Raw genomic sequence first — 22,090 nt, 5'->3', positions numbered from 1 at the left:
CCACGGCGCTCGGAAACGGCAGGGCGCCTGGCCGCGCATCGTGCAGCCGTTGCAGCCCCGCCGGCATTGCGCCGCAGCAGGCGGGATGGCCGCAGGACTGCATTTTAAGAAAGAAGTGAGATGACCACGTATTCCAACGAAGCAGTACTCGAAGCGTTGCGGCGGGTGCAGTATCGGCAGGTCCCGTGGGCGCGACGCCCGGAAGTCTTTCAATACCTGCGCAACCTGGGGTTCATGGACACCGTCAGGCAGCGCACCGTTGCCCCCGCTCCTGGCTTTCATGCGCCGGTCGATATCGCTGTACTGACCGAGCGCGGCCGCGCCGAATTCGCGCGCCTCTCCCGTGACGAACGCTCCCTGAACTGGATCGAGCAGCGCATGGCCGATTATGTGGCCGATGCGGTCGTGCAGTCTTCCGACGAAGCAGACCAGACCGACTGATAGCCGCCCCGCAAAAAAAAGCCCGTATCGAAAGATACGGGCTTACCGGAATTACTGCTGCCACGCTGTGCTTAATGGCAATGAGTAGACCGGCTTCGGGCGTGGTGGTTCCCTTCATCTTCACGACGACGCGAGGGCGCACGGCCGCATGATCTTGCGCCTTTATGCGGGGCGCGACTAAGGATTGCGCGATGTGTCCGTCCGATCCGGGCGAGGTGCTGCGCTGCGGCGCGCGTTATCGGCGATGTCGCCACGCAGATTGCCGCGCGGAACGGCTTGTGCCGCGCCTTTGGCGCGAGGCTTCTCGGCAAGTCCCCACGAATGCGTGCCGGCGCGCGCCACAGACACGTGCGGCGCGCCAGCGTGCGGCGGCTTGGCTGTAGCGTCAGCTGCCAGCAAGGACGCGAGCGAGGGCGAAAGTGACAGAAGCGCAAGGAGTGCCAAGGCGCAGAACGAAACCATGAAGCCCTGGTTCAGGAGAGTCATGGATTTCATGGAAACCTCCCGTCAATACGGGTAGTTGACGTTTGTAGACATGCCTCTAAGCTAATGTTCCCTGCGAAAGCACGCTGTAAATATTAGTAAATAGATGTTTCGCACACATCGACCCCAGCGTTGCACGACAAAGAGGTGCAATGACGAATCAGGGGTGAGTGCGTACTACGGTGGGAGCAACACGCGAAAGGCGAATGGGGGGGGCGCAGAACTCGCCGGCGTGGGATGCCACGAAAGGGGCCGCGGCGTGTGCCGCGGAGGTCAGGATGCCGGGCGGCGTGGCGCCCGGCGGGAGAAAGTGCTGAAAAAGTGCAGGTTTCGTACTTGTGCGGCAGAGGCTCAGGCCATCTTGACCGGCGCGCGCCACGACTCCGGATTGGTCCAGAATGCGCCGCGCAGGCGGTCGCGGCTCGGCGGTGCAGGCGGTTTCGTGGCCGTCGCGCCAATGCGTCCGCGCAGCGAGATTTCGCGGCCGCTCGTGCTTAGACGCTTCACGATTTCGGCAAGCGTGCCGTCGGCCTGCCATTCGTCGAAGCGGCGCCGGCAGGTGGGCGGCGAGGGGTAGCGGCCCGGCAGCTTGGACCAGCCTTCACCCGTCGAAAGGACCCAAAGCACTGCATTGACCACAGCACGCGCTTCGACGCGAGGCCGTCCGCGCCGCTCGCTCCGTGCGGGTTCCGCACAGAACAACACCTCGACCAGCGCCCACTCGTTGTCTCTCAAATCGTCGAACAGCATCATGTATCACCTCAGCGAAGCTATCTCCGGTGCGCTGCCCCGCGCTGCGCACTCTTCATGTACTTCCGGCCGGCTGGCGGAGTACCAGGCGGAATCGGTTGGACGGACCAATCTCGAAAAGCCGCGGACCGTCCTGCGATCCTGTACGTGCCTTAAAGCGAGAAGCGTGCCAGCGCACACGTTTTTGTCTCGAAGCCGCGTGGTATCAAGCCCGTGCGGGTGCTTGCCAGGGCCGTATGAGACTCGAAAACGCATCATCGGGAAATCGGGACAATCACCAATCTTGTGCAGACAGGCCCGTCCGGCGTGCGTTTGCGCCGGATTGTTGCATTGCGGCGAAATAGTTGCGGAAGGCTGTGAGCGTTCGGGACTGGACATTGCCGCTATAACGTGGTGACCTTCCCTCATAAAATTGCATGAAATGGAAGAATTCATGAGGTAATGGGATGAACGTAACTTTGCGGCAATTGCGCGTGTTCATCGAGGTGGCGCGCTTGCAGAGCTTCAGCAGGGCGGGCGATGAAATCGGGCTCACGCAGTCCGCGGTCAGCCGCTGCGTGCGCGAACTCGAAGCGGAGATGGGCGTGAAGCTCGTCGATCGCACCACGCGCGAGGTTCAGCTCACCGATGTCGGCGCCAATCTGATCGCGAGCATTCCGCGTCTGATCGGCGATCTGGACGACGCGCTGCGCGAGATTCGTGAGATCGGCGAGCAGCGGCGTGGCCGTGTCGTCGTAGCGGCGAGCCCGACGGTCGCGTGCCGGCTGATGCCCGAAGTCGTCGCTGCGTGCGGGAAGCAGTTCCCCTATGTGACGCTCGGCCTGCGCGACGATGTGCAGAGCGACGTGCTGCGCAAGGTACGCTCGGGTGAAGTGGATTTCGGGGTGGTCATCGGGCCGTTTGCGGCGGAGGATCTCGAAACCGAGCTGCTGACTACCGACTCGTTCTGCGTGGTGGTGCGCGTCGACCATGCGCTCGCGCGCGAGAAGCAGGTGGCGTGGCGCTCGCTCAACGGTGAAGCGCTCGTGCTGCTGGACCACGCTTCGGGCAGCCGCCCGCTGATCGACGCGGTGTTCAGGGAGCAGGGCGTGAGCGCGCGCGTGGTGCAGGAGCTGGGGCATCCTTCGACGGCATTCGGTCTCGTGGAGGCCGGGGTAGGCGTGAGCGTGCTGCCGAAGTTCGCGCTGCCGGTGCCGGCGGGCTCGTCGCTGGTCGCGCGCTCGCTCGTGCCGCGCGCCGAACGCACCGTCGAGCTTGTGCGTCGGCGCGACCGCTCGCTCTCGCCCGCTGCCGAGGCCGTGTGGGCGCTGATTCGCGAACGGGACGCGGGCCCCGAGGAGATGCGCGGCGCCTGATGGGTCGGAGCAGCGCTGTGCGGGCCGGGCAGCATCGTCTTCGTCAAGCGGTTGTGCGCGCTACACTGACGAGCGCAAGCAAACGCGAATTCCCCGATCCACCGATCCCCTGCCTCCCTGGAAGCTTCGATGCGCGATCTCGATCTGTCTTCGTCTGCCATTTCCTTGCCCGATGCCACCGCCGCGCCGATTGCCGGAACCGGCGTCGGCGCTCAAGCCATGGCGCGAGAAGCGGTCAGGGCGCTGCGCTCGTCGCAGATCCGGGAGGTGGCGAACGCGGGCTTTGGTGTCGCCGATGTCCTGCCGTTCTGGTTCGGCGAATCGGATCGTGTAACGCCGGCCTTCATCCGCGACGCCGCCGCGGGTGCGCTCGCGCGCGGAGAAACGTTCTACACGCACAATCTCGGCATCGCCCCGCTGCGCGAAGCGCTCGCGCGCTACGTGAGCGAGCTGCACGGCGCGACACCGATGGAAAACGTCGCGGTGACGAGCGCCGGCGTGAATGCGTTGATGCTCGCCGCGCAACTCGTGGTGGGTGCGGGCGACCGCGTGGTTGCGGTGACGCCGCTTTGGCCCAACCTCGTCGAGATTCCGAAGATTCTCGGCGCGAGCGTCGAGACGGTCGCGCTCGGCTATGGCGAGCGGGGCTGGACGCTCGATCTCGAGGGGCTCCTGAAGGCGCTCACGCCTGGCACGAAGATGCTCATGATCAACTCGCCCAACAATCCGACCGGCTGGGTGATGTCGCGCGACGAGCAGCACGCCGTTCTTGCGCATTGCCGCCGTCACGGCATCTGGATCGTCGCCGATGAAGTCTATGAACGGCTCTATTACGGCGAGGCCGGCGAACGCACGGCGCCGTCGTTCCTCGATCTGGCGTCGCGCGACGAGCGATTGATTTGCGTCAATTCATTCTCGAAAGCCTGGCTCATGACGGGCTGGCGGCTGGGTTGGATGGTTGCGCCGCGCGAGCTCATGGACGACCTCGGCAAGCTGGTCGAGTACAACACGTCGTGCGCGCCGTCGTTCGTGCAGCAGGCGGGCGTGACCGCGCTCGAGCAGGGCGAGGCGTTTACGCGTTCGCTCGTCGCCGATCTGCGCGTGTCGCGCGACCACCTCGCGGCGGCGCTAGCCGGGTTGCCGGGCGTCGACGTGAAAGTCCCGCATGGCGCGATGTACCTGTTTTTCAGGCTAGAGGGTGCGCAAAAGAGCCTTGAATTGTGCAAGGCGCTGGTGCGCGAGGCAGGGCTCGGGCTCGCGCCCGGCAGTGCATTCGGCCCGCAAGGCGAGGGCTTTGTGCGCTGGTGCTACGCGTGCGATCCGGCCCGGCTCGATACTGGCGTAGAGCGCTTGTCGCACTTTCTTGCTAGCCGCCAGGCGCGCTGAACGGCGCGCCGCAACGATGGGGCGAGGCGCGTGCCATGCAAGGCGCATTGCCGGTTGCCGAAGCGGATTCAGGGCGGATTCAAGCAGACGAAAGCAACTCTGAAGCCGTCTTTACGCCCCCGGCGTTTTTGCGTAAGATGGCGTTCAGTCACGCGATTCCCTGCGGGAATTTCGCTGCTCCGTCCGGCTGGGTCTGGCACTTTGACTGTGCATATGTTGTATAACGGCCCCCCGGTGCGTGCTCCCATCAATATGACCGATCAGAATCGGGCGAGCGCGTCTCCAGTTCCATATCGTCTTTCGTCTGTCTGATCCGGTTCCATGAACCTGATTTACCTTACTTAGGGTCTGACCTGGCTGCATGAATACCCAAGAGGCGAAAATCGTCCTCGAGACTGCATTGATCTGCACGCAGGAGCCGCTGAAAATCGGCGATCTGCGCAAACTGTTTGCCGACGACATCTCGGCTGACACTGTCCGTAACCTGCTCGAAGACCTGCGCAGCGAATGGTCCGGGCGCGGCGTGGAACTGGTGGGCCTCGCATCCGGCTGGCGCTTTCAGAGCAAGCCGGCCATGCGCACCTATCTCGACCGCCTGCATCCCGAGAAGCCGCCGCGCTATTCGCGCGCCGTGCTCGAAACGCTCGCGATCATCGCGTACCGGCAACCGGTCACGCGCGGCGATATCGAAGAAATTCGCGGGGTGACGGTCAACACGCAGGTCGTCAAGCAGCTCGAGGACCGCAACTGGATCGAGGTGATCGGCCACCGGGACGTGCCGGGCCGCCCCGCGCTTTACGCCACGACGCGTCAGTTTCTGGACGACCTCGGGCTGAAGTCGCTGGAGGAACTGCCGCCGCTCGACGACCCATCGAGCCAGTTGGGCGAGCAATTGCTGGCTCAGCACGCGATCGAATTCCCGGACAGCGAAGCCGCGCAACTGGTTGCTGCGGGCGTGCCGGAAAGCGCTGAAGCGCCGGCGACGGTCGATGCGGATGCCGGACAGAAAGCGCTCGCGCCTGCGCTGGGCATGGCTGATGCGGGCGCGCAGGATGCCGTGCATGCGGACCGTTCCGGCGAGCAAGTCGGACACGGCGAATCCCGCGCGGACGCGCAGGAAACCGAGTCCGCCCGGCACATGGCCGGCGCGCCTGAAGAAGCACACCAGGGCCGCAGCGACGCGGCACAGGACGATCCCGTCTCGACGACGGACGACGAAGCCGCTCGACGCAGCGTCTGACGCAATAAACATTTTTGACGCGCCCTCCGCAAGTCATTGCGTGCGGGCGCGCAACCTGACATTTCGAGGTTGTTTTGACTGATATCCACGACATCGATTCGACCGACGCGCCCGAATCCGCGCGTCGCGCGTCTTCTGCGCGCGACGACGACACGCGCGCCGACCACGGCGACGTTGCTCCGGCAGGCGAAGCCGGGGGCGAGGACCGTCCCCGCCGAGGTTTGCGCCGCGGTCCGCGCAGCTTGATCGCGCGCCGCCGCGCGGGCGCGAAGGCCAAGGTCGGCGAAGGCGCGGCAGTGTCGGCCGAGTCCGCGTCGGACGTTGCTGCGCCGGTCGTGACGGATGCGCCGCAAGACGGCGCCGTCGCTGCACAGGCGCGCAAGCCACGCAAGGATGCGGGCGCGAAGAAGGGTGGCCGCGAGGGCGGTCGTGAAGGGCAACGTGAAGGCCGCCGCGACGCCGCTGCCGCCGGGCAGGCAAAGCCCGCGCAAGCCGGCAAGCAGGGCGCGCGCGGTGCAGCCGAAGGCAAGGGCGGCAAGCAGGGCAAGGGCGGCAAGGGCCGCGCGGAGACGCCTGCCGCTGCGACCGGGGACGCGCAGGACGACCTGTTCCTCTATGTGACTTCGCCGGCCTTCGACGCCGATAACGGCGCGGGCAGCGGCGTGCGTGCGCCGATGCTGCGCCGTGGCCGCGTCCAGCCCAAGCGCGTGCTGAGCCCGGACGACGACGCGCCGAAGCTGCACAAGGTGCTGGCGGACGCGGGCATGGGCTCGCGCCGTGACATGGAAGAGTTGATTATTGCCGGGCGCGTATCGGTGAACGGCGAGCCCGCGCACATCGGCCAGCGCATTCTGCCCACCGACCAGGTCCGCATCAACGGCAAGCCGATCAAGCGCAAGCTGCCGAACAAGCCGCCGCGCGTGCTGCTCTATCACAAGCCCACCGGCGAAATCGTGAGCCACGCCGATCCGGAAGGCCGTCCGTCGGTGTTCGATCGCCTGCCGTCGATGAAAACGGCGAAGTGGCTGGCCGTGGGCCGTCTCGACTTCAACACCGAAGGTCTGTTGATGCTCACGACCTCGGGCGATCTCGCAAACCGTTTCATGCACCCGCGCTACAGCGTGGAGCGCGAGTACGCGGTGCGTGTGGTGGGCGAACTCACCGAAGGCAATCGTCAGAAGCTGCTCAAGGGCATCGAACTCGACGACGGCCCGGCAAACTTCCTGCGCATCCGAGACGGTGGCGGGGAGGGCACGAATCACTGGTATCACGTCGCGCTGGCCGAAGGCCGTAACCGCGAGGTGCGCCGCATGTTCGAGGCGGTCGGTCTGATGGTGAGCCGCCTGATCCGCACGCGTCACGGCCCGATCGCGCTGCCCAAGGGCCTCAAGCGCGGCCGCTGGGAAGAGCTCGAGGACAACCAGGTGCGCAGCCTGATGGCGGCGGTCGGCCTGAAGGCGCCGACCGAGGAGAAGGGCGGCCGCGGCAAGGAGCCGGAGCGTCGTCAGCCTGATCCGATGCAAACCTCGATGGGCTTCATCAACCGCGAGCCGGTGTTGAGTTCGCACGGCGCGATGGGCCAACCGCGCCAGTCGCGTCAGGGGCAAGGCCAGGGCCGGCGCGGCGCGGCGCAGGGGGGATTCGGCAGTGCGCTGGGCAACTTCGGCGGCGGTTTTGGCGGAGCAGGAGGAAATCGCGGCGGGAATCGCGGCAATGGCCGCCCCGGCACGCGTGACGTCGACGGTAACCGTGCACCCAGCGCGGCGGGCAAGCGCGCGGGCGCCAATGCGAACAGCAATGGCGGCAGCGGCGGCAATCGCCGTGGGCCCGGCGGCAACGCCAATACGAACGGCAACCGCGCGGCCAGCGGCAATCGCACGGGCGGCCAGCGCGGTGCGCCGCGCAACCGCACGCGCGGGCATTGACGCGGGCGTCGGAACGGGAGTGAGACCCTCGCGTCATGTACAGGTCGCGGGGGGCTCCACGGGTGTGTCCAAGTTTGCGTTAAAGCCATAAAAGGGCTACAATCTCGGAGTCGCTGGGCGTGCGGCTTTTATTTGCGCCCCAGGTGCGACCACCTGGCTAAGTGAGAAGATGGGCGTTTCGCCCATTTTTTTTTGGTCCGCCCGAATTGGATGCTTTAAAAGTTATCCGGATGCTCTAAAAGCATCGTCGGCGCAGGATCCGGCCTTGGGCGGTCGTCATCGTGGGGCAGTGTGCAAGTAGGTGCAAGAGCGCGCGCTCATCTGGCGCGCGGCCCGCGAATCCCGAATCACTGGAAGTTGCCGGCTCGCTGCGCGAACATCTGGAGCAGGCATAGTGCAACTGACGGAACTGATTGAAACCACGGTCACCGGGCTCGGCTACGAGCTGGTCGACCTCGAGCGCACCGGGCGCGGCATGCTGACCATCTACATCGATCAGCCCGCGGGTATCGCGATCGAGGACTGCGAGAAGGTCACGCGTCAGCTGCAGCACGTTCTGACGGTCGAGAACATCGACTACGAGCGCCTCGAAGTCTCGTCGCCCGGCCTCGACCGTCCGCTGAAGAAACTGGCGGACTTCGAACGCTTCGCGGGCTGCGAAGCGGTTATCACGTTGAAAAAGCCATTGGACGGACGGAAAACGTACCGCGGCATCGTGCATGCCCCGGAAGGCGAGACCGTTGGTCTGGAATTCGAAGGGAAGGCGGGTCCCGCGATGCTCGATTTCACGCTCGCGGACATCGACAAGGCACGCCTTATCCCCAAAGTTGACTTTAGGAGCCGCAAACAATGAGTCGCGAAGTGTTGATGCTGGTGGATGCGCTGGCACGCGAGAAGAATGTCGACAAGGACGTGGTGTTCGCCGCCCTTGAAGCGGCGCTTGCGTCGGCCTCCAAGAAACTCTTCGACGAGGATGCGGATATCCGCGTGCATATCGACCGCGAAAGCGGCGAGCACGAAACGTATCGCCGCTGGCGTGTCGTGCCGGACGAGGCGGGCCTGCAGGAGCCGGACCAGGAAATCCTGCTGTTCGAAGCCCGCGAGCAGAACCCCGAAGCGCAGATCGACGAGTTCATCGAGCAGTCCGTGCCTTCGGTCGAGTTCGGCCGCATCGGCGCGCAGGCGGCCAAGCAGGTCATCCTGCAGAAGGTGCGTGACGCCGAGCGCGAACAGATCCTGAACGACTTCCTCGAGCGCGGCGAAAGCATCATGACCGGCACGGTCAAGCGCATGGACAAGGGCAATTTCATCGTCGAGTCGGGCCGTGTCGAAGCGCTGCTGCGCCGCGACCAACTGATTCCGAAGGAAAACCTGCGCGTGGGCGACCGCGTGCGCGCCTGGATCGGCAAGATCGACCGTACCGCGCGCGGCCCGCAGATCGAACTCTCGCGCACCGCACCCGAGTTCCTGATGAAGCTGTTCGAGATGGAAGTGCCGGAAATCGAGCAGGGCCTTCTCGAGATCAAGGCCGCGGCGCGCGACCCTGGCGTGCGCGCCAAGATCGGCGTGGTGGCCTATGACAAGCGCATCGATCCGATCGGCACCTGCGTCGGCATTCGCGGTTCGCGCGTGCAGGCCGTGCGCAACGAGCTCGGTGGCGAAAACGTCGACATCGTGCTATGGTCGGAGGATCCCGCCCAGTTCGTAATCGGCGCGCTCGCGCCGGCAGCCGTGCAGTCGATCGTCGTCGACGAGGAAAAACACTCGATGGACGTCGTGGTCGACGAGAGCGAACTCGCGGTCGCGATCGGCCGCAGCGGCCAGAACGTGCGTCTTGCCAGCGAGCTGACCGGCTGGCAAATCAACATCATGACGCCGGACGAATCCGCGCAGAAGCAGAATCAGGAGCGCACGGTGCTGCGCGACCTGTTCATGGCGCGTCTCGATGTGGACGAGGAAGTCGCCGACATCCTGATCGACGAGGGTTTCACGAGCCTCGAAGAGATCGCCTATGTGCCGCTCAACGAAATGCTGGAAATCGAGGCGTTCGACGAGGACACCGTGCACGAGTTGCGCAACCGCGCGCGCGATGCGCTGCTTACGCAGGCCATCGCGAACGAGGAGAAGGTGGAAAGCGCCGCGCTGGACTTGAAGAGTCTTGACGGCATGGACCCGGACCTGCTCGCGAAGCTCGCGCAGCATGAGGTTCACACCCGCGACGAGCTCGCTGAGCTGGCCGTGGACGAGCTGGTCGAAATGACGGGAATGGAAGAGGACGCCGCCAAGGCGTTGATCATGAAGGCACGTGAGCACTGGTTCCAGTAAGCCTGGCAACAGGCATGGAACCCGGGCGCGACGAGCAGGAAGCGACCATGACCCACTGAACTGATCGCGGCGGGGCCTTGCAAGGCTTGGCACCCAAGGCCGCATGAAACGATGTCAACCGCAAGGAATCGGTCCTTGCATTAAGAGGAATGAATGGCGAGTAACAACGTAGCCCAATTTGCCGCGGAACTGAAAATGCCTGCAGGCGTGCTGCTGGAGCAGCTGCAGGCGGCGGGCGTGCAGAAAGCGAACGAGAGCGATGTCTTGTCGGAGACCGACAAGGCGCGTCTGCTCGACCACTTGCGCAAGTCGCACGGCTCGACCGACGCGGACAAGCGCAAGATCACGCTGACGAAACGGCATACGTCGGAAATCAAGCAGTCCGATGCGACGGGTAAGGCTCGCACCATTCAGGTCGAGGTGCGCAAGAAGCGCACTTTCGTCCGCCGCGACGAATCCGCCGGTGAGGTGGAGGCATCGAATCATGCCGCCGACGCAGCCGCTGCCGCCGAAGAGGCGGAGCTGCAGCGCCGCGAAGAGGAAGCACGCCGCGAGGCCGAGCTGCTCGAGCGTCAGGCTCAGGAGCTCAAGGAGCGCCAGGAGCTTCTCGCACGCGAAGAGGCCGAGCGCCGCGCACGCGAAGAGGCTGCCGAGGCGGAGCGCCGCCGCGCAGAGGAAGAAGCCGCGTCGAAGAAGGCGGCCGCCGATGCCGTCGCGCGCGAGCTGGCCGCGCAGGCCGTGGCTGCGCAACGCACCGCAGAAAGCGAAGCGACCAAGGAAGTGAAGCAGCAACAAGATCAGCAAGACGAGCAGCGCGCCGCAGCCGAGCGCGCAGCGCAGCGCGAAGCGGCCCAGAAGGCCGAGGCCGCCGCACGCGAGGCCGCCGAAAAGGCGCAGAAGGAACAGGACGAGATCGCGCGCCGCCGCGCGGCTGCAGAAGCCGAAGCGCGCGCGATCCGCGAAATGATGAACACGCCGCGCAAGGCGCAGGTGAAGGCGGTCGAGCCGCCCAAGCCCGCCGAGCCGCCCAAGCCCGCCGAGGCCAAGGGTACGCTACACAAGCCGGCGCGTCCGGAAGGCCAGGCGCGCCCGGCCGCGGGTGCATCGGCTGGCGCGAAGAAGCCCGCCGCTGCGGCGGCGCCCTCGGCGAACGCGCCGGGCGCCGGCGCGGGCGACCGCAACAAGAAGCCGGGCGCAGGCAAGGGCGGCTGGCAGGACGACGCCGCCAAGCGTCGCGGGATCAAGACGCGCGGCGATTCGTCGGGCGGCGTGGACCGCGGCTGGCGCGGCGGCCCGAAGGGCCGTGGCCGTCACCAGGACAACGCGTCGACGTTCCAGGCGCCGACCGAGCCGATCGTGCGTGAAGTGCACGTGCCGGAAACCATCACGGTTGCCGACCTCGCGCACAAGATGTCCGTGAAGGCATCGGAAGTCATCAAGGTGATGATGAAGATGGGCCAGATGGTCACCATCAACCAGATGCTCGACCAGGAAACGGCGATGATCATCGTCGAGGAACTCGGCCACCGTGCGGTCGCCGCGAAGCTCGACGATCCGGAAGCGCTGCTGGTCGAAGGCCAGGAGGCCACCGACGTCGAGCAACTGCCGCGTCCGCCGGTCGTCACCGTCATGGGTCACGTCGACCATGGCAAGACCTCGCTGCTCGACTACATCCGCCGCGCCAAGGTTGCAGCGGGCGAAGCGGGCGGCATTACGCAGCACATCGGCGCTTACCACGTGGAAACGCCGCGCGGCGTGATCACGTTCCTCGACACGCCGGGTCACGAGGCCTTCACGGCCATGCGTGCACGCGGTGCGAAGGCAACCGACATCGTCATTCTGGTGGTCGCAGCCGACGACGGCGTGATGCCGCAAACGAAGGAAGCGATTTCGCACGCGAAGGCTGCGGGTGTGCCGCTCGTGGTGGCGATCAACAAGATCGACAAGCCCGATGCGAACCCCGAGCGCGTGAAGCAGGAACTCGTGGCCGAAGGCGTCGTGCCGGAAGAGTACGGCGGCGACTCGCCGTTCGTGCCGGTGTCGGCCAAGACCGGCACGGGCATCGACGAGCTGCTCGAAAACGTGCTGCTGCAAGCCGAAGTGCTGGAACTCACGGCGCCGGTCGTGGCGCCCGCCAAGGGTCTCGTGATCGAAGCGAAGCTCGACAAGGGCAAGGGCCCGGTGGCGACCGTGCTCGTGCAGTCGGGTACGCTCAATCGCGGCGACGTGGTGCTCGCAGGCACGGCTTACGGCCGCGTGCGCGCCATGCTCGACGAAACCGGCAAGCCCACGAAGGAAGCGGGTCCGTCGATTCCGGTCGAAATCCAGGGTCTCTCGGAAGTTCCGGGCGCCGGCGAAGAAGTCATCGTGCTGCCCGACGAGCGCAAGGCGCGCGAAATCGCGCTGTTCCGTCAAGGCAAGTTCCGCGACGTCAAGCTCGCGAAGCAGCAGGCCGCCAAGCTCGAGAACATGCTCGAGCAGATGGGCGAAGGCGAAGTGCAGAACCTGCCGCTCATCGTCAAGGCCGACGTGCAGGGCTCGCAGGAAGCGCTGGTTCACGCGCTCCTCAAGCTCTCGACGAGCGAAGTGCGGGTGCAGATCGTGCACGCCGCCGTGGGTGGTATCAGCGAAAGCGACGTCAACCTCGCGACGGCTTCGAAGGCGGTCATCATCGGCTTCAATACGCGTGCTGACGCACTGGCGCGCAAGCTGGCCGAGACCAACGGCGTGGACATCCGCTACTACAACATCATCTATGACGCTGTGGATGAGGTGAAGGCAGCCATGTCGGGCATGCTGGCGCCGGAGAAGCGCGAAGTCATCACCGGCATGGTCGAAGTGCGTCAGGTCTTCAAGGTGCCGAAGGTCGGCGCGGTGGCGGGCTGTATGGTCACGGACGGTATCGTCAAGCGTTCGTCGTCGGTGCGCGTGCTGCGCAACAACGTGGTCATCCACACCGGCGAACTCGACTCGCTCAAGCGCTTCAAGGACGACGTCAAGGAAGTCAAGCAAGGCTTCGAGTGCGGTATGTCGATCAAGAACTTCAACGACATCGTCGAAGGCGACCAGTTCGAAGTGTTCGAGATCACCGAAGTCGCGCGTACGCTGTAATCCAGCGGCGCTAGCCGATAACGGGCGGGGCAGGCGCTGGCCAGCCCCGCCCGTTTTGTTTTTGGAATCATCATGCCGAAAAAACGTACCTCCCCGAATCGCAACGTGCAGATTGCCGACCAGATCCAGCGCGACCTCTCCGAGCTGATGCGCGAAGTGAAGGATCCGCGCGTGGGGCTCGTGACGATCCAGAGCGTGGAGCTCACGCCTGACTATGCTCACGCGAAGGTCTACTTCACGACGCTCACGGGCGATCCGAAGACCACCCAGGAAGCGCTCAATCACGCTGCGGGCCATCTGCATAACCAACTGTTCAAGCGACTGCATATCCACACGGTGCCGACGCTGCATTTCCATTACGACCAGTCGATCGAAAAGGGTGTCGAGATGTCGCGTCTCATCGACGAGGCGAACGCAACGCGCGCGAAGGACGACTGACGCTGCCACGCATGACTGCATCATCCAGGAATTCTCAAGGCGAGCCTCGTCCCAAGGTGCCGCGCCGACTGCTCGATGGCGTGCTTCTGCTGGACAAGCCGATCGGCCTGTCCAGCAACGACGCGCTGATCCGCGCCAAGCGTCTGTTTCGCGTGAAGAAGGCGGGCCATACCGGCACGCTCGATCCGCTTGCTTCGGGCTTGCTGCCGTTGTGTTTTGGCGAAGCGACCAAGTTTTCGCAGGACCTGCTCGACGCCGACAAGACCTACGAGGCCACCATGCGCCTCGGCGTGCGCACGGCGACGGGCGATGCCGAAGGCGAGGCCGTCGAGACGCGCGAGGTGCGTTGCGACGAGGCCGCCGTGCGCGAAGCGATGGCGAAGTTCGCCGGCGACATCGTGCAGGTGCCGCCGATGTACTCGGCGCTCAAGCGTGACGGCAAGCCGCTCTACGAGTACGCGCGTGCCGGCCAGACGGTCGAGCGCGAAGGGCGCCACGTGACGATCCACTCGCTGGAGATGATCGCGTGCGCGCTGCTGGCGGTTCCCGAGGTCACGTTTCGCGTGACGTGCAGCAAGGGCACATATGTGCGCACGCTTGCCGAGGACATCGGCGAGGCGCTCGGCTGCGGCGCGCATCTCGTGATGCTGCGGCGTACTGGCGTGGGTGCACTCACGCTCGAGCATGCGGTGACGCTGGATGCGCTCACGGCCGCCGATGAACCCGGGCGCGACGCGTGGCTGCAACCCGTGGACGCGCTGCTTTCCACGTTTCCGGCCGTGACGCTGAGCGCCGAGGCATCGCGCCGCTTCGCGCATGGCCAGCGCTTGCCGCTCAACGAACTCGTGCTCGACCGCGCGGCGTGCGAAGCGGCCGAGCGCGTGCGCGTGTATGGGGAAGCAGGGGGCTTGCTAGGCGTGGCGAAGGCGGCTAATGGCGTGCTCGCGCCGGAGCGGCTGGTGGTCAGCGGGGCCGCTTGAGTCGAGTCGCGCTGCGCTCGATGCAAAGCGGCGCTGCGGAAATGAAGAAACATGAAGAAGCGGCACGCCGGTGTTGAACCGGACGTGCCGTTTTTGCTGCTGGAGCGCGCGTGCCGGAGTCACCGCACGCGCTACGCGCTCAATGCGCCGCCGAGGCCGCCGCGCCCGCATCGCCGCCGCCGGTGCGCTCGGGACGCGTGATCCAGATCAGCGCGATCAGCACGATGAAGATCGCCGACGAAATCCAGAAAAGGTCGTTCACGCCGAGCTGTGCGGCCTGCTGCGAGACCATGCGGTCGAACAACCCGTGTGCTTGCGCGGGATCGATCCCGGCCGCGTTCTGCATCTGCTGCATCGACTGATTGAAGACCGGGTTGGCCAGCGTGGCCTGCTCGGTGAGGCGCGCGTGGTGGAACGTCGTGCGATGGTCCCACGCGGTCTCGAAGATCGAGGTGCCGATGCCGCCGCACATGATCCGCACGAAGTTCGACAGACCCGACGCCGCCGGAATGCGGTTGCCGGGCAGACCCGAGAGCGTGATCGAGACGAGCGGAATGAAGAGGCCTGCCATGCCGATGCCCTGGATCAAGGTGGGCACCGTGAGCGCCCAGGTGTCCACGCCGGTCGTGTATTGAGAGCGCATCCAGAAGCACAGCGCGAACACCACGAACGCCGCTGTCGCGATATAGCGCGGGTCGGTGCGCGGCAGGAGGCGGCCGGTGATCGGCGAGAGCATGATCGCGAAGAAGCCCACGGGCGCCATGATGATGCCCGCATCGGTTGCGGTGTAGCCCAGCGTGGTTTGCAGCCACAGCGGCAGCAGCACGAGATTGCCGAAATAAAGACCGTAGCCCACCGAAAGCGCAATCGTTGCGCCGGTGAAGTTGCGCCTTGCGAAGAGCGAAAGATCGACCACGGGGTGATCGGCGGTCAGCTCCCAGATCACGAAGAACGCGAAGGCGATCACCGCCGTGAGCGCGAGCGCGACGATCGTGGTGGACCCGAACCAGTCGAGATCCTTGCCCTTGTCGAGCATGATCTGCAGCGAGCCGACCCAGACGACCAGGAGTCCCAGGCCCACGCCGTCGATGGGCGCCTTCTTGATGATCGAATCGCGGTTGCGGAAGATCGCCCACGTGGCGATGGCAGCCATGATGCCCACCGGGATGTTGACGTAGAAGATCCACGGCCACGAGATGTTGTCCGAGATCCAGCCGCCGAGAATCGGGCCGGCCACCGGCGCGATCAGCGTGGTCATCGACCACATCGAGAGCGCGATGGGCGCTTTCGCACGCGGATAGCTCGCGAGCAGCAGCGTTTGCGAGAGCGGGATCATCGGGCCGGCCACGGCGCCTTGCAGCACGCGCGAGGCTAGCAGGAAGGGCAGGTTGGGCGAGAGGCCGCACATCCACGACGAAATCACGAACAGGATGATCGACGCCATGAACAGGCGCACCTAGCCAATGCGGTCGGTGAGCCATCCGGTGAGCGGCACGGAGATCGCGTTGGCGACCGCGAACGAGGTGATGACCCACGTGCCCTGATCCGAGGCGACCCCCAGGTCGCCGGAGATCGTCGGGATCGACACGTTCGCGATCGAGGTGTCCAGCACGTTCATGAACACCGCGAGCGACACCGCGATGGTGCCGATCACGAGTTGCGCGCCCTGCAACGGCGGATGGACTACGGGTTGTTGTGCTGCCATTGAGTGCTTATTCGTTGATGTCGTTGCGGTCGTTGCTGTATCGCGCTTACATCACCCTGGCCGCGGGCTTCGCGGCGCCGTTGCCCGCCGACGAGAGCTGCGCCTTGCCGGCGTTTTGCCCCGCACTCTGGCCTGCGTTTTCCGCGATGATGCGGGCGATTTCGGCATCGGCTTCGTCGCCGTACTTCTCGAACACGCTGGTCTGATAAACCGTGTTCTGCGCGTTGCCGAGCTGGCTGCCCGTGTCGTCCTTGATGTTGACGTCGACCTGCATCGACAGGCCGATGCGCAGCGGGTGCTTCTTGAGCTCTTGCGGATCGAGCGCGACGCGCACCGGCAGGCGCTGAACCACCTTGATCCAGTTGCCCGTGGCGTTCTGCGCGGGCAGCAGCGAGAAGGCCGAGCCAGTGCCCGCCGAGAAGCCCACCACCTTGCCGTGATAGACCACCGACGAACCGTACACGTCCGCCGTCATCTCGACCGGCTGGCCGATGCGCATGTGCTTGAGCTGCACTTCCTTGAAGTTGGCGTCCACCCACACGGCGTTCAGCGGCACCACCGACATGAGCGGCGTGCCCGGCGAGACGCGCTGGCCCACCTGCACCGAGCGCTTCGCCACGTAGCCCGTCACTGGTGCGGGCAGCGTGTTGCGCGCGTTCGCCAGATAGGCGTCGCGCACCTTGGCGGCAGCGGCCATCACGTTCGGGTGGTTGGCGATGGTGGTGTTCGCGGTGAGCGCGCGGTTCGCGGCGAGCTGCTGCTGCGCAGCCTCGAGCGCGGCCTGGGCGCTCTTCACGGTGTCGCGTGCGTGCGAGATTTCTTCCTGCGAGACGGCACCCGTCTGCGCGACCTGCATGCGGCGGCGCAGATCGTCCTGGGCGCGCGAAAGGTCGGCCTGACGCACGGCGACTTGCGCCTGGTATTGGCTGTCGTCGGCGAAGAGGCCGCGCACCTGGCGCACCGTCTGGCCGAGATTCGCCTCGGCCTGTTGCAGCGCGATGCGCGAATCGGCGGGATCGAGCTGCACGAGCGGGTCGCCGCTCTTCACCGTTTGCGTGTCGTCTGCGTTCACGGCGATCACCGTGCCCGTCACCTGCGGCGTGATCTGCACGACGTTGCCGTTCACGTAGGCGTCGTCGGTGCTCTCGGAGAAGCGCGCGACGAGGAAGTAATAGAGGCCGTAGGCAATGGCTGCAATCACGATCACGAGCACAAGCAGCGTCATCATGCGCTTGCGCTTGCCGTTGTTCGCGTTCGGCTGCGGATTGGCCGCCGGTTGCTGGGGGGTGCTCATGGAAGGATCTCCGGGTTCTGGCGTGCTGTTCGTTCAGTTATGGGTGTTCAGTTCGAGGCGGGCGCGCTTGCCGAGGCCGCGGTGTTCTGCGCCGGCACGGACGTGCGGCTCCACGGGCCGCCGTTCACGTCGCTTTGACCACGTTGACTTTTGGCGTCGCTGCCGATCTCGACCGGCGGCACGAGGTCCGCGTCGTGCGCGTCGAAGCCCCCGCCGAGCGCCGTGATGAGCGCCATCTGCTGGTCGCGGCGCTGCATCTTGAGGTTCGAGACGGTTTGTTCCGCTGCGAGGCGGTTCTGGTCGGCGTTGAGCACCTGGAGCTGCTCCGATAGCCCGGCCTTGTAGCGGATCACGGCGAGCTCGTATGCCTTGGACGAGGCGTCGAGCGCGTGCTGCGCGTCGACGAGCTGCTGGTCCGCCGAGCGGATCGACGAAACCTGCGTGGCCACCTGCTGGAGCGCGTTGATGAGCGTCTGGTTGTAGTTCGCCACATCGAGGTCGAAGTCGGCGTAGCGGCTCTTCAACTGTGCGCGCAGCGCGCCCGCGTCGAAGATCGGCAGATGCACGGCCGGGCCGAAGTTCATCGTGCGGCTCGAGAAGGTCAGGAAACGGCCCCAGCCGAACGCGTCGAGGCCGATCGCGGCGCTCAGGTTCACGTCCGGATAGAACTCGGCCTTGGCTTCCTTCACGTCGTGCATGGCGGCTTCGACTTGCCAGCGCGCGGCGACGATGTCCGGGCGGCGCGCCAGCAGATCGGCGGGCAGGTTGCCGGGCAGGGTCATGTCGGCGACCGGGTTGAGCACCGGCTGCGCGATCTGCAGGCCACGGTCCGGGCCCTTGCCGAGCAGCGCGCCCAACTGGTAGCGCACGCTCTGGATCTGGCCGTCGATTTGCGTGAGGTTTGCCTGGCTCGTCGCGATGTTGCCGTTCGCGGTCTGGCGCTCGACGTTGGTGTCGAGGCCCGCCGCCACGCGGCCGTTCGTGATCGTGCCGATGGTCTTGCGGTTGTCGATCTCGCGCGCCGCGATGTCGCGCAGCGCGTAGAGTTGCGCGAGCTGGTTGTAGGTGCGGGCGACCGACGCAGCGAGCGTGATGCGCGCCTGCTGCATGTCGGCCTGGGCGGCGCGCTGGGCGGACACCGCCTGAGCGAGCCGCTGGCGGTTCTTGCCCCACAGATCCAGATCCCACGACGCGCTCGCGAGCGCGTTGTTCTCGTTGTACCAGGTGCCGCCGTAGGGCGGCGGGAAGATCGTGTTCTCCGTGAAGATCTGGCGGGTCCACGAATAACTCGCGTTGGCCTTCGGATAGAGCCCAGCCGTCGACGTCTCGATATACGACGATGCCTTGGCGATGCGGGCCTGCGCCTGTGCGATGGTTGGGCTGCCCTCGAGTGCCTCGGCGATGAGCTTGGGCAACTGCGGGTCGCCGAACTGCTGCGCCCAGTCGAGCGTCGGCCACTGGCCGCCTGCGGCCGGGATGCTCTGCGAGGTCTCGAACTGTTGCGGTTGCGCGATGGTCTTGTCGCTCTTGACGCCGAAGTAGTTCGCGCAGCCCGCCAGCGCGAGCGTCGCCACCGCGGCGGCGATCGCCCCCCGGCAGGAGAGCGCTGACGCAAACTGGGGAAACTGGACACCGGGTTTCATTGCTCGTCTCATGGAGTGAGTCGAAAAAAGTGAGGTAAAGCTGGACATTGCAGCTATTTTTTCGTGCTGCGGCCGCGAATTTACTTGCCCTGTCATGAATTGGGCGGTGAGTTCTGTCCCGTGTTCTGCGTAGCTTCGCAGCTATTGGCAAGAACCCGCCGCAACATGCTCTTGAGGAAACCGATTTCCTCGGGTGTAAAACCTTGCGAGAGCCTGTTCGTCACGCTCGTGAAGATGGCCGGCATGCGCGCCGCGATGGCTTCGCCCTCGGGCGTGAGTGCGAGGCGCACGGCGCGGCGGTCTTCGGAGCTGCGCACGCGCTTGAGGAGGCCGCGCTTTTCGAGCCGGTCGACGAGTCGGGTCACCGCGCTCGCGTCGATGCCGTACTCGCGCGCGAGCTCAGCCGCCAGCACGCACTTGCCGCTCGCCACCATGAACAGCACGCTGGCTTGCTGGCTCGTCACGCCGAGTTCGGCGACGGTGCGCTGGGTGATCAGGTTCGACATCGTCGATTTCACCCGCGAAAGGAGGTAGCCAACGCTTTCGCCGAAGTCGTAATCGCGCACTTCGGGCGGCGGCGTGGGAGTCGGATCCGTCATGTTTCTGCTGCGGCTGCAATGATTGACCAGGCATGGATTATAGGAGCCGTTAGTTGACGCGGCAAGGGTTTATTGTGGCAGGGCAGAGAAACCTTTGCCGGGCAAGGTCTTCTTTGCCGGGCAAGGTCTTAATCGGGCGCGATGCGCCCCGGCCGTGCCTTCCAGGGCCTCCTGAGTATGAGCACGATCAATTCATCTGCACGTGCTATAATTTCAGGTTCCCAAAAGTGCGTCATTCACAACGTCTGTTCGCAATGCCCGATCCGAGTGTCGGAGCGCGCGCAGAACCGTTGCGCGAGCCCGCTGTCGAGTTCTTGCGCCGCACCCAACTGAGTACCCAGGTTCCTATGTCCCGCGCCCTTCGCAACATCGCCATCATTGCCCACGTCGACCACGGCAAGACCACGCTCGTCGACCAACTGCTGCGCCAGTCCGGCACTTTCCGTGACAACCAGCAGGTCGCCGAACGTGTCATGGACTCGAACGACATCGAAAAAGAGCGCGGGATCACGATTCTCGCGAAGAACTGCGCGGTCGAGTACGAAGGCACCCACATCAACATCGTCGACACCCCGGGCCACGCCGACTTCGGCGGCGAGGTCGAACGCGTGCTCTCGATGGTCGACTCGGTGCTGCTGCTCGTCGACGCCGTCGAAGGCCCGATGCCGCAAACGCGCTTCGTCACGAAGAAGGCGCTCGCGCTCGGCCTGAAGCCCATCGTCGTCGTCAACAAGATCGACCGCCCGGGCGCGCGTATCGACTGGGTGATCAACCAGACCTTCGATCTGTTCGACAAGCTCGGCGCGACCGAAGAGCAGCTCGACTTCCCGGTGGTCTATGCATCGGGCCTGAACGGCTACGCGTCGCTTTCCGCCGATGCGCGCGAAGGCGACATGCGCCCGCTGTTCGAAGCGATTCTCGAACACGTGCCGGTGCGCGACGCCGATCCGGATGGTCCGCTCCAGCTCCAGATCACCTCGCTCGATTATTCGACCTACGTGGGCCGTATCGGCGTGGGCCGCATCAAGCGCGGCCGCATCAAGCCGGGTCAGCCGGTGGCGCTGCGCTTCGGCCCGGAAGGCGAGGTGATGAACCGCAAGATCAATCAGGTGCTGTCGTTCAGCGGCCTCGAGCGCGTGCAGGTCGAGTCGGCTGAAGCTGGCGACATCGTGCTGATCAACGGCATCGAAGACATCGGCATCGGCGCCACGATCTGCGCGGTCGACAACCCCGAAGCGCTGCCGATGATCACGGTGGACGAGCCCACGCTGACGATGAACTTCCTCGTGAACTCGTCGCCGCTCGCGGGCCGCGAAGGCAAGTTCGTGACGAGCCGCCAGATCCGCGACCGTCTCACGAAGGAGCTGAACCACAACGTCGCGCTGCGCGTGAAGGACACCGGCGACGAAACCACCTTCGAAGTGTCGGGCCGTGGCGAACTGCACCTCACGATCCTGATCGAGAACATGCGCCGTGAAGGCTACGAGCTGGCCGTGTCGCGTCCGCGCGTGGTGCTGCATGAAGTCGACGGCGTGAAGATGGAGCCGTACGAACTGCTGACCGTCGACGTCGAAGACACCCACCAGGGCGGCGTGATGGAAGAGCTGGGCCGCCGCAAGGGCGAAATGCTCGACATGGCTTCGGACAGCCGCGGCCGCACGCGTCTCGAGTACAAGATTCCGGCCCGTGGCCTGATCGGCTTCCAGGGCGAGTTCATGACGCTCACGCGCGGCACGGGCTTGATGAGCCACGTGTTCGACGAATACGGTCCGATTCGCGAAGGCTCGCTCGGCGAGCGCCGCAACGGCGTGCTGATCTCGCAGGACGATGGCGCTGCCGTCGCCTACGCGCTGTGGAAGCTGCAAGACCGCGGCCGCATGTTCGTGAAGCCGGGCGACGCGCTCTATGAAGGCATGATCATCGGCATTCACAGCCGCGACAACGACCTCGTCGTGAACCCGATCAAGGGCAAGCAGCTCACCAACGTGCGCGCCTCGGGCACCGACGAAGCCGTGCGCCTCGTGCCGCCGATCCAGATGTCGCTCGAATACGCAGTCGAATTCATCGACGACGACGAACTCGTGGAAGTCACGCCGCAGTCGATTCGTCTGCGCAAGCGTCATCTGAAAGAGCACGAGCGTCGCCGCGCGAGCCGCGAGGCCGCTGCCGAATAAGCGCAGCTATTGAATTTTGCGCACTGCAATGCAAGCTGGAAGCCAGAAAAGCCGCCTCTTTGTGGGCGGCTTTTTTGCGTCTCGCAACAATTGTGTTGCAGTGCGTAAAGAGTGTGTTGCGAATGCCGCAAAGGCCCGTCTACAAAGGGTTTGCGTGCGCGTTCGTGCCACATTGCAATCTATGGCGGGTATCACTTCTGTGATATCCTCCGCGGATGCATGATTTAGGTCCTTCCAAGCA

14 protein-coding genes and 3 pseudogenes are annotated in these 22,090 nt (G+C 65.2%); 11 read left to right on the top strand and 6 right to left on the bottom strand.

Features of this window, described 5'->3' with window-relative positions; genetic code table 11:
• The first annotated feature begins 120 nt into the window (after positions 1–120).
• A complete protein-coding gene (locus P5W98_RS08805; RefSeq protein WP_421024203.1) occupies positions 121–441 on the top strand; it encodes a hypothetical protein in 321 nt (106 codons plus the stop codon).
• A gap of 177 nt (positions 442–618) precedes the next feature.
• Here the strand turns inward: P5W98_RS08805 and P5W98_RS08800 are convergent, their stop codons facing one another.
• Entirely contained in the window at positions 619–936 is a 318-nt protein-coding gene (locus P5W98_RS08800; RefSeq protein WP_421024202.1) for a hypothetical protein, read from the bottom strand.
• Between the two features lie 342 nt (positions 937–1,278).
• Positions 1,279–1,674 (bottom strand): annotated as a pseudogene (locus P5W98_RS08795) (transposase); the annotation flags it as partial.
• Positions 1,675–2,120: 446 nt separating this feature from the next.
• Between P5W98_RS08795 and P5W98_RS08790 the strand changes: the two are divergent.
• The 9 genes and pseudogenes from P5W98_RS08790 (at position 2,121) to truB (ending at position 14,434) form a co-directional block, all read left to right on the top strand.
• Positions 2,121–3,029 carry a LysR family transcriptional regulator gene (locus P5W98_RS08790; RefSeq protein WP_421024201.1) on the top strand — a complete coding sequence of 303 codons (909 nt, stop codon included), beginning with the start codon at positions 2,121–2,123 and terminating at the stop codon, positions 3,027–3,029.
• 219 nt (positions 3,030–3,248) lie between these two features.
• Positions 3,249–4,415 carry a pyridoxal phosphate-dependent aminotransferase gene (locus P5W98_RS08785; RefSeq protein ID WP_421025223.1) on the top strand — a complete coding sequence of 389 codons (1,167 nt, stop codon included), beginning with the start codon at positions 3,249–3,251 and terminating at the stop codon, positions 4,413–4,415.
• Between the two features lie 361 nt (positions 4,416–4,776).
• Positions 4,777–5,643, top strand: a pseudogene (gene scpB / locus P5W98_RS08780) (SMC-Scp complex subunit ScpB); the annotation flags it as partial.
• Between the two features lie 86 nt (positions 5,644–5,729).
• Positions 5,730–7,580: a 23S rRNA pseudouridine(2605) synthase RluB gene (gene rluB / locus P5W98_RS08775; protein ID WP_421024200.1), complete on the top strand. Its 1,851-nt coding sequence runs from the start codon at positions 5,730–5,732 to the stop codon at positions 7,578–7,580.
• Positions 7,581–7,974: 394 nt separating this feature from the next.
• Complete coding sequence (gene rimP, locus P5W98_RS08770; RefSeq protein ID WP_035525925.1) at positions 7,975–8,433, top strand: ribosome maturation factor RimP; 459 nt, start codon at positions 7,975–7,977, stop codon at positions 8,431–8,433.
• Entirely contained in the window at positions 8,430–9,905 is a 1,476-nt protein-coding gene (nusA, locus tag P5W98_RS08765; RefSeq protein WP_421024199.1) for a transcription termination factor NusA, read from the top strand. Before rimP ends, nusA begins: the two co-directional genes overlap by 4 nt.
• A 153-nt stretch (positions 9,906–10,058) precedes the next feature.
• Positions 10,059–13,016: a translation initiation factor IF-2 gene (gene infB, locus P5W98_RS08760; RefSeq protein WP_421024198.1), complete on the top strand. Its 2,958-nt coding sequence runs from the start codon at positions 10,059–10,061 to the stop codon at positions 13,014–13,016.
• 72 nt (positions 13,017–13,088) lie between these two features.
• Entirely contained in the window at positions 13,089–13,454 is a 366-nt protein-coding gene (gene rbfA / locus P5W98_RS08755; RefSeq protein ID WP_035525933.1) for a 30S ribosome-binding factor RbfA, read from the top strand.
• Positions 13,455–13,465: 11 nt separating this feature from the next.
• Positions 13,466–14,434, top strand: coding sequence for a tRNA pseudouridine(55) synthase TruB (truB, locus tag P5W98_RS08750; protein WP_421024197.1), 969 nt, complete (start codon positions 13,466–13,468; stop codon positions 14,432–14,434).
• Between the two features lie 139 nt (positions 14,435–14,573).
• On the opposite strand, the pseudogene P5W98_RS08745 reads toward truB, so the two are convergent.
• The 4 genes and pseudogenes from P5W98_RS08745 to P5W98_RS08730 all read right to left on the bottom strand — a co-directional run bounded on the left by P5W98_RS08745 (position 14,574) and on the right by P5W98_RS08730 (position 19,675).
• Positions 14,574–16,139 (bottom strand): annotated as a pseudogene (locus P5W98_RS08745) (DHA2 family efflux MFS transporter permease subunit).
• A gap of 46 nt (positions 16,140–16,185) precedes the next feature.
• Positions 16,186–17,433, bottom strand: coding sequence for an EmrA/EmrK family multidrug efflux transporter periplasmic adaptor subunit (locus P5W98_RS08740; RefSeq protein ID WP_421024195.1), 1,248 nt, complete (start codon positions 17,431–17,433; stop codon positions 16,186–16,188).
• A gap of 47 nt (positions 17,434–17,480) precedes the next feature.
• Positions 17,481–19,076: an efflux transporter outer membrane subunit gene (locus P5W98_RS08735; RefSeq protein WP_421024194.1), complete on the bottom strand. Its 1,596-nt coding sequence runs from the start codon at positions 19,074–19,076 to the stop codon at positions 17,481–17,483.
• A gap of 92 nt (positions 19,077–19,168) precedes the next feature.
• A complete protein-coding gene (locus P5W98_RS08730) occupies positions 19,169–19,675 on the bottom strand; it encodes a MarR family winged helix-turn-helix transcriptional regulator (RefSeq protein ID WP_421024193.1) in 507 nt (168 codons plus the stop codon).
• Between the two features lie 347 nt (positions 19,676–20,022).
• Here P5W98_RS08730 and typA point away from each other — a divergent pair, with 347 nt between their 5' ends.
• Positions 20,023–21,849, top strand: a complete 1,827-nt coding sequence (gene typA / locus P5W98_RS08725; RefSeq protein WP_421024192.1) for a translational GTPase TypA — start codon at positions 20,023–20,025, stop codon at positions 21,847–21,849.
• The last annotated feature ends 241 nt before the right edge of the window (positions 21,850–22,090 follow it).

The organism is Paraburkholderia sp. A1BS-2L (genome assembly GCF_051125205.1).
In the GTDB taxonomy this organism is placed as follows: Bacteria; Pseudomonadota; Gammaproteobacteria; order Burkholderiales; family Burkholderiaceae; genus Paraburkholderia.
The sequence above is the reverse complement of the archived record's forward strand: the minus strand, read 5'-3'. Positions and strand labels throughout refer to the sequence as shown.

Excerpts from the sequence above, each read along its gene's own strand:
- P5W98_RS08805 (WP_421024203.1), top strand. The coding sequence starts at position 121 with ATGACCACGTATTCCAACGAAGCAGTACTCGAAGCGTTGCGGCGGGTG.
- P5W98_RS08800 (WP_421024202.1), bottom strand. The coding sequence starts at position 936 with ATGAAATCCATGACTCTCCTGAACCAGGGCTTCATGGTTTCGTTCTGC.
- P5W98_RS08790 (WP_421024201.1), top strand. The coding sequence starts at position 2,121 with ATGAACGTAACTTTGCGGCAATTGCGCGTGTTCATCGAGGTGGCGCGC.
- P5W98_RS08785 (WP_421025223.1), top strand. The coding sequence starts at position 3,249 with ATGGCGCGAGAAGCGGTCAGGGCGCTGCGCTCGTCGCAGATCCGGGAG.
- nusA (WP_421024199.1), top strand. The coding sequence starts at position 8,430 with ATGAGTCGCGAAGTGTTGATGCTGGTGGATGCGCTGGCACGCGAGAAG.
- infB (WP_421024198.1), top strand. The coding sequence starts at position 10,059 with ATGGCGAGTAACAACGTAGCCCAATTTGCCGCGGAACTGAAAATGCCT.
- rbfA (WP_035525933.1), top strand. The coding sequence starts at position 13,089 with ATGCCGAAAAAACGTACCTCCCCGAATCGCAACGTGCAGATTGCCGAC.
- truB (WP_421024197.1), top strand. The coding sequence starts at position 13,466 with ATGACTGCATCATCCAGGAATTCTCAAGGCGAGCCTCGTCCCAAGGTG.
- P5W98_RS08740 (WP_421024195.1), bottom strand. The coding sequence starts at position 17,433 with ATGAGCACCCCCCAGCAACCGGCGGCCAATCCGCAGCCGAACGCGAAC.
- P5W98_RS08735 (WP_421024194.1), bottom strand. The coding sequence starts at position 19,076 with ATGAAACCCGGTGTCCAGTTTCCCCAGTTTGCGTCAGCGCTCTCCTGC.
- P5W98_RS08730 (WP_421024193.1), bottom strand. The coding sequence starts at position 19,675 with ATGACGGATCCGACTCCCACGCCGCCGCCCGAAGTGCGCGATTACGAC.
- typA (WP_421024192.1), top strand. The coding sequence starts at position 20,023 with ATGTCCCGCGCCCTTCGCAACATCGCCATCATTGCCCACGTCGACCAC.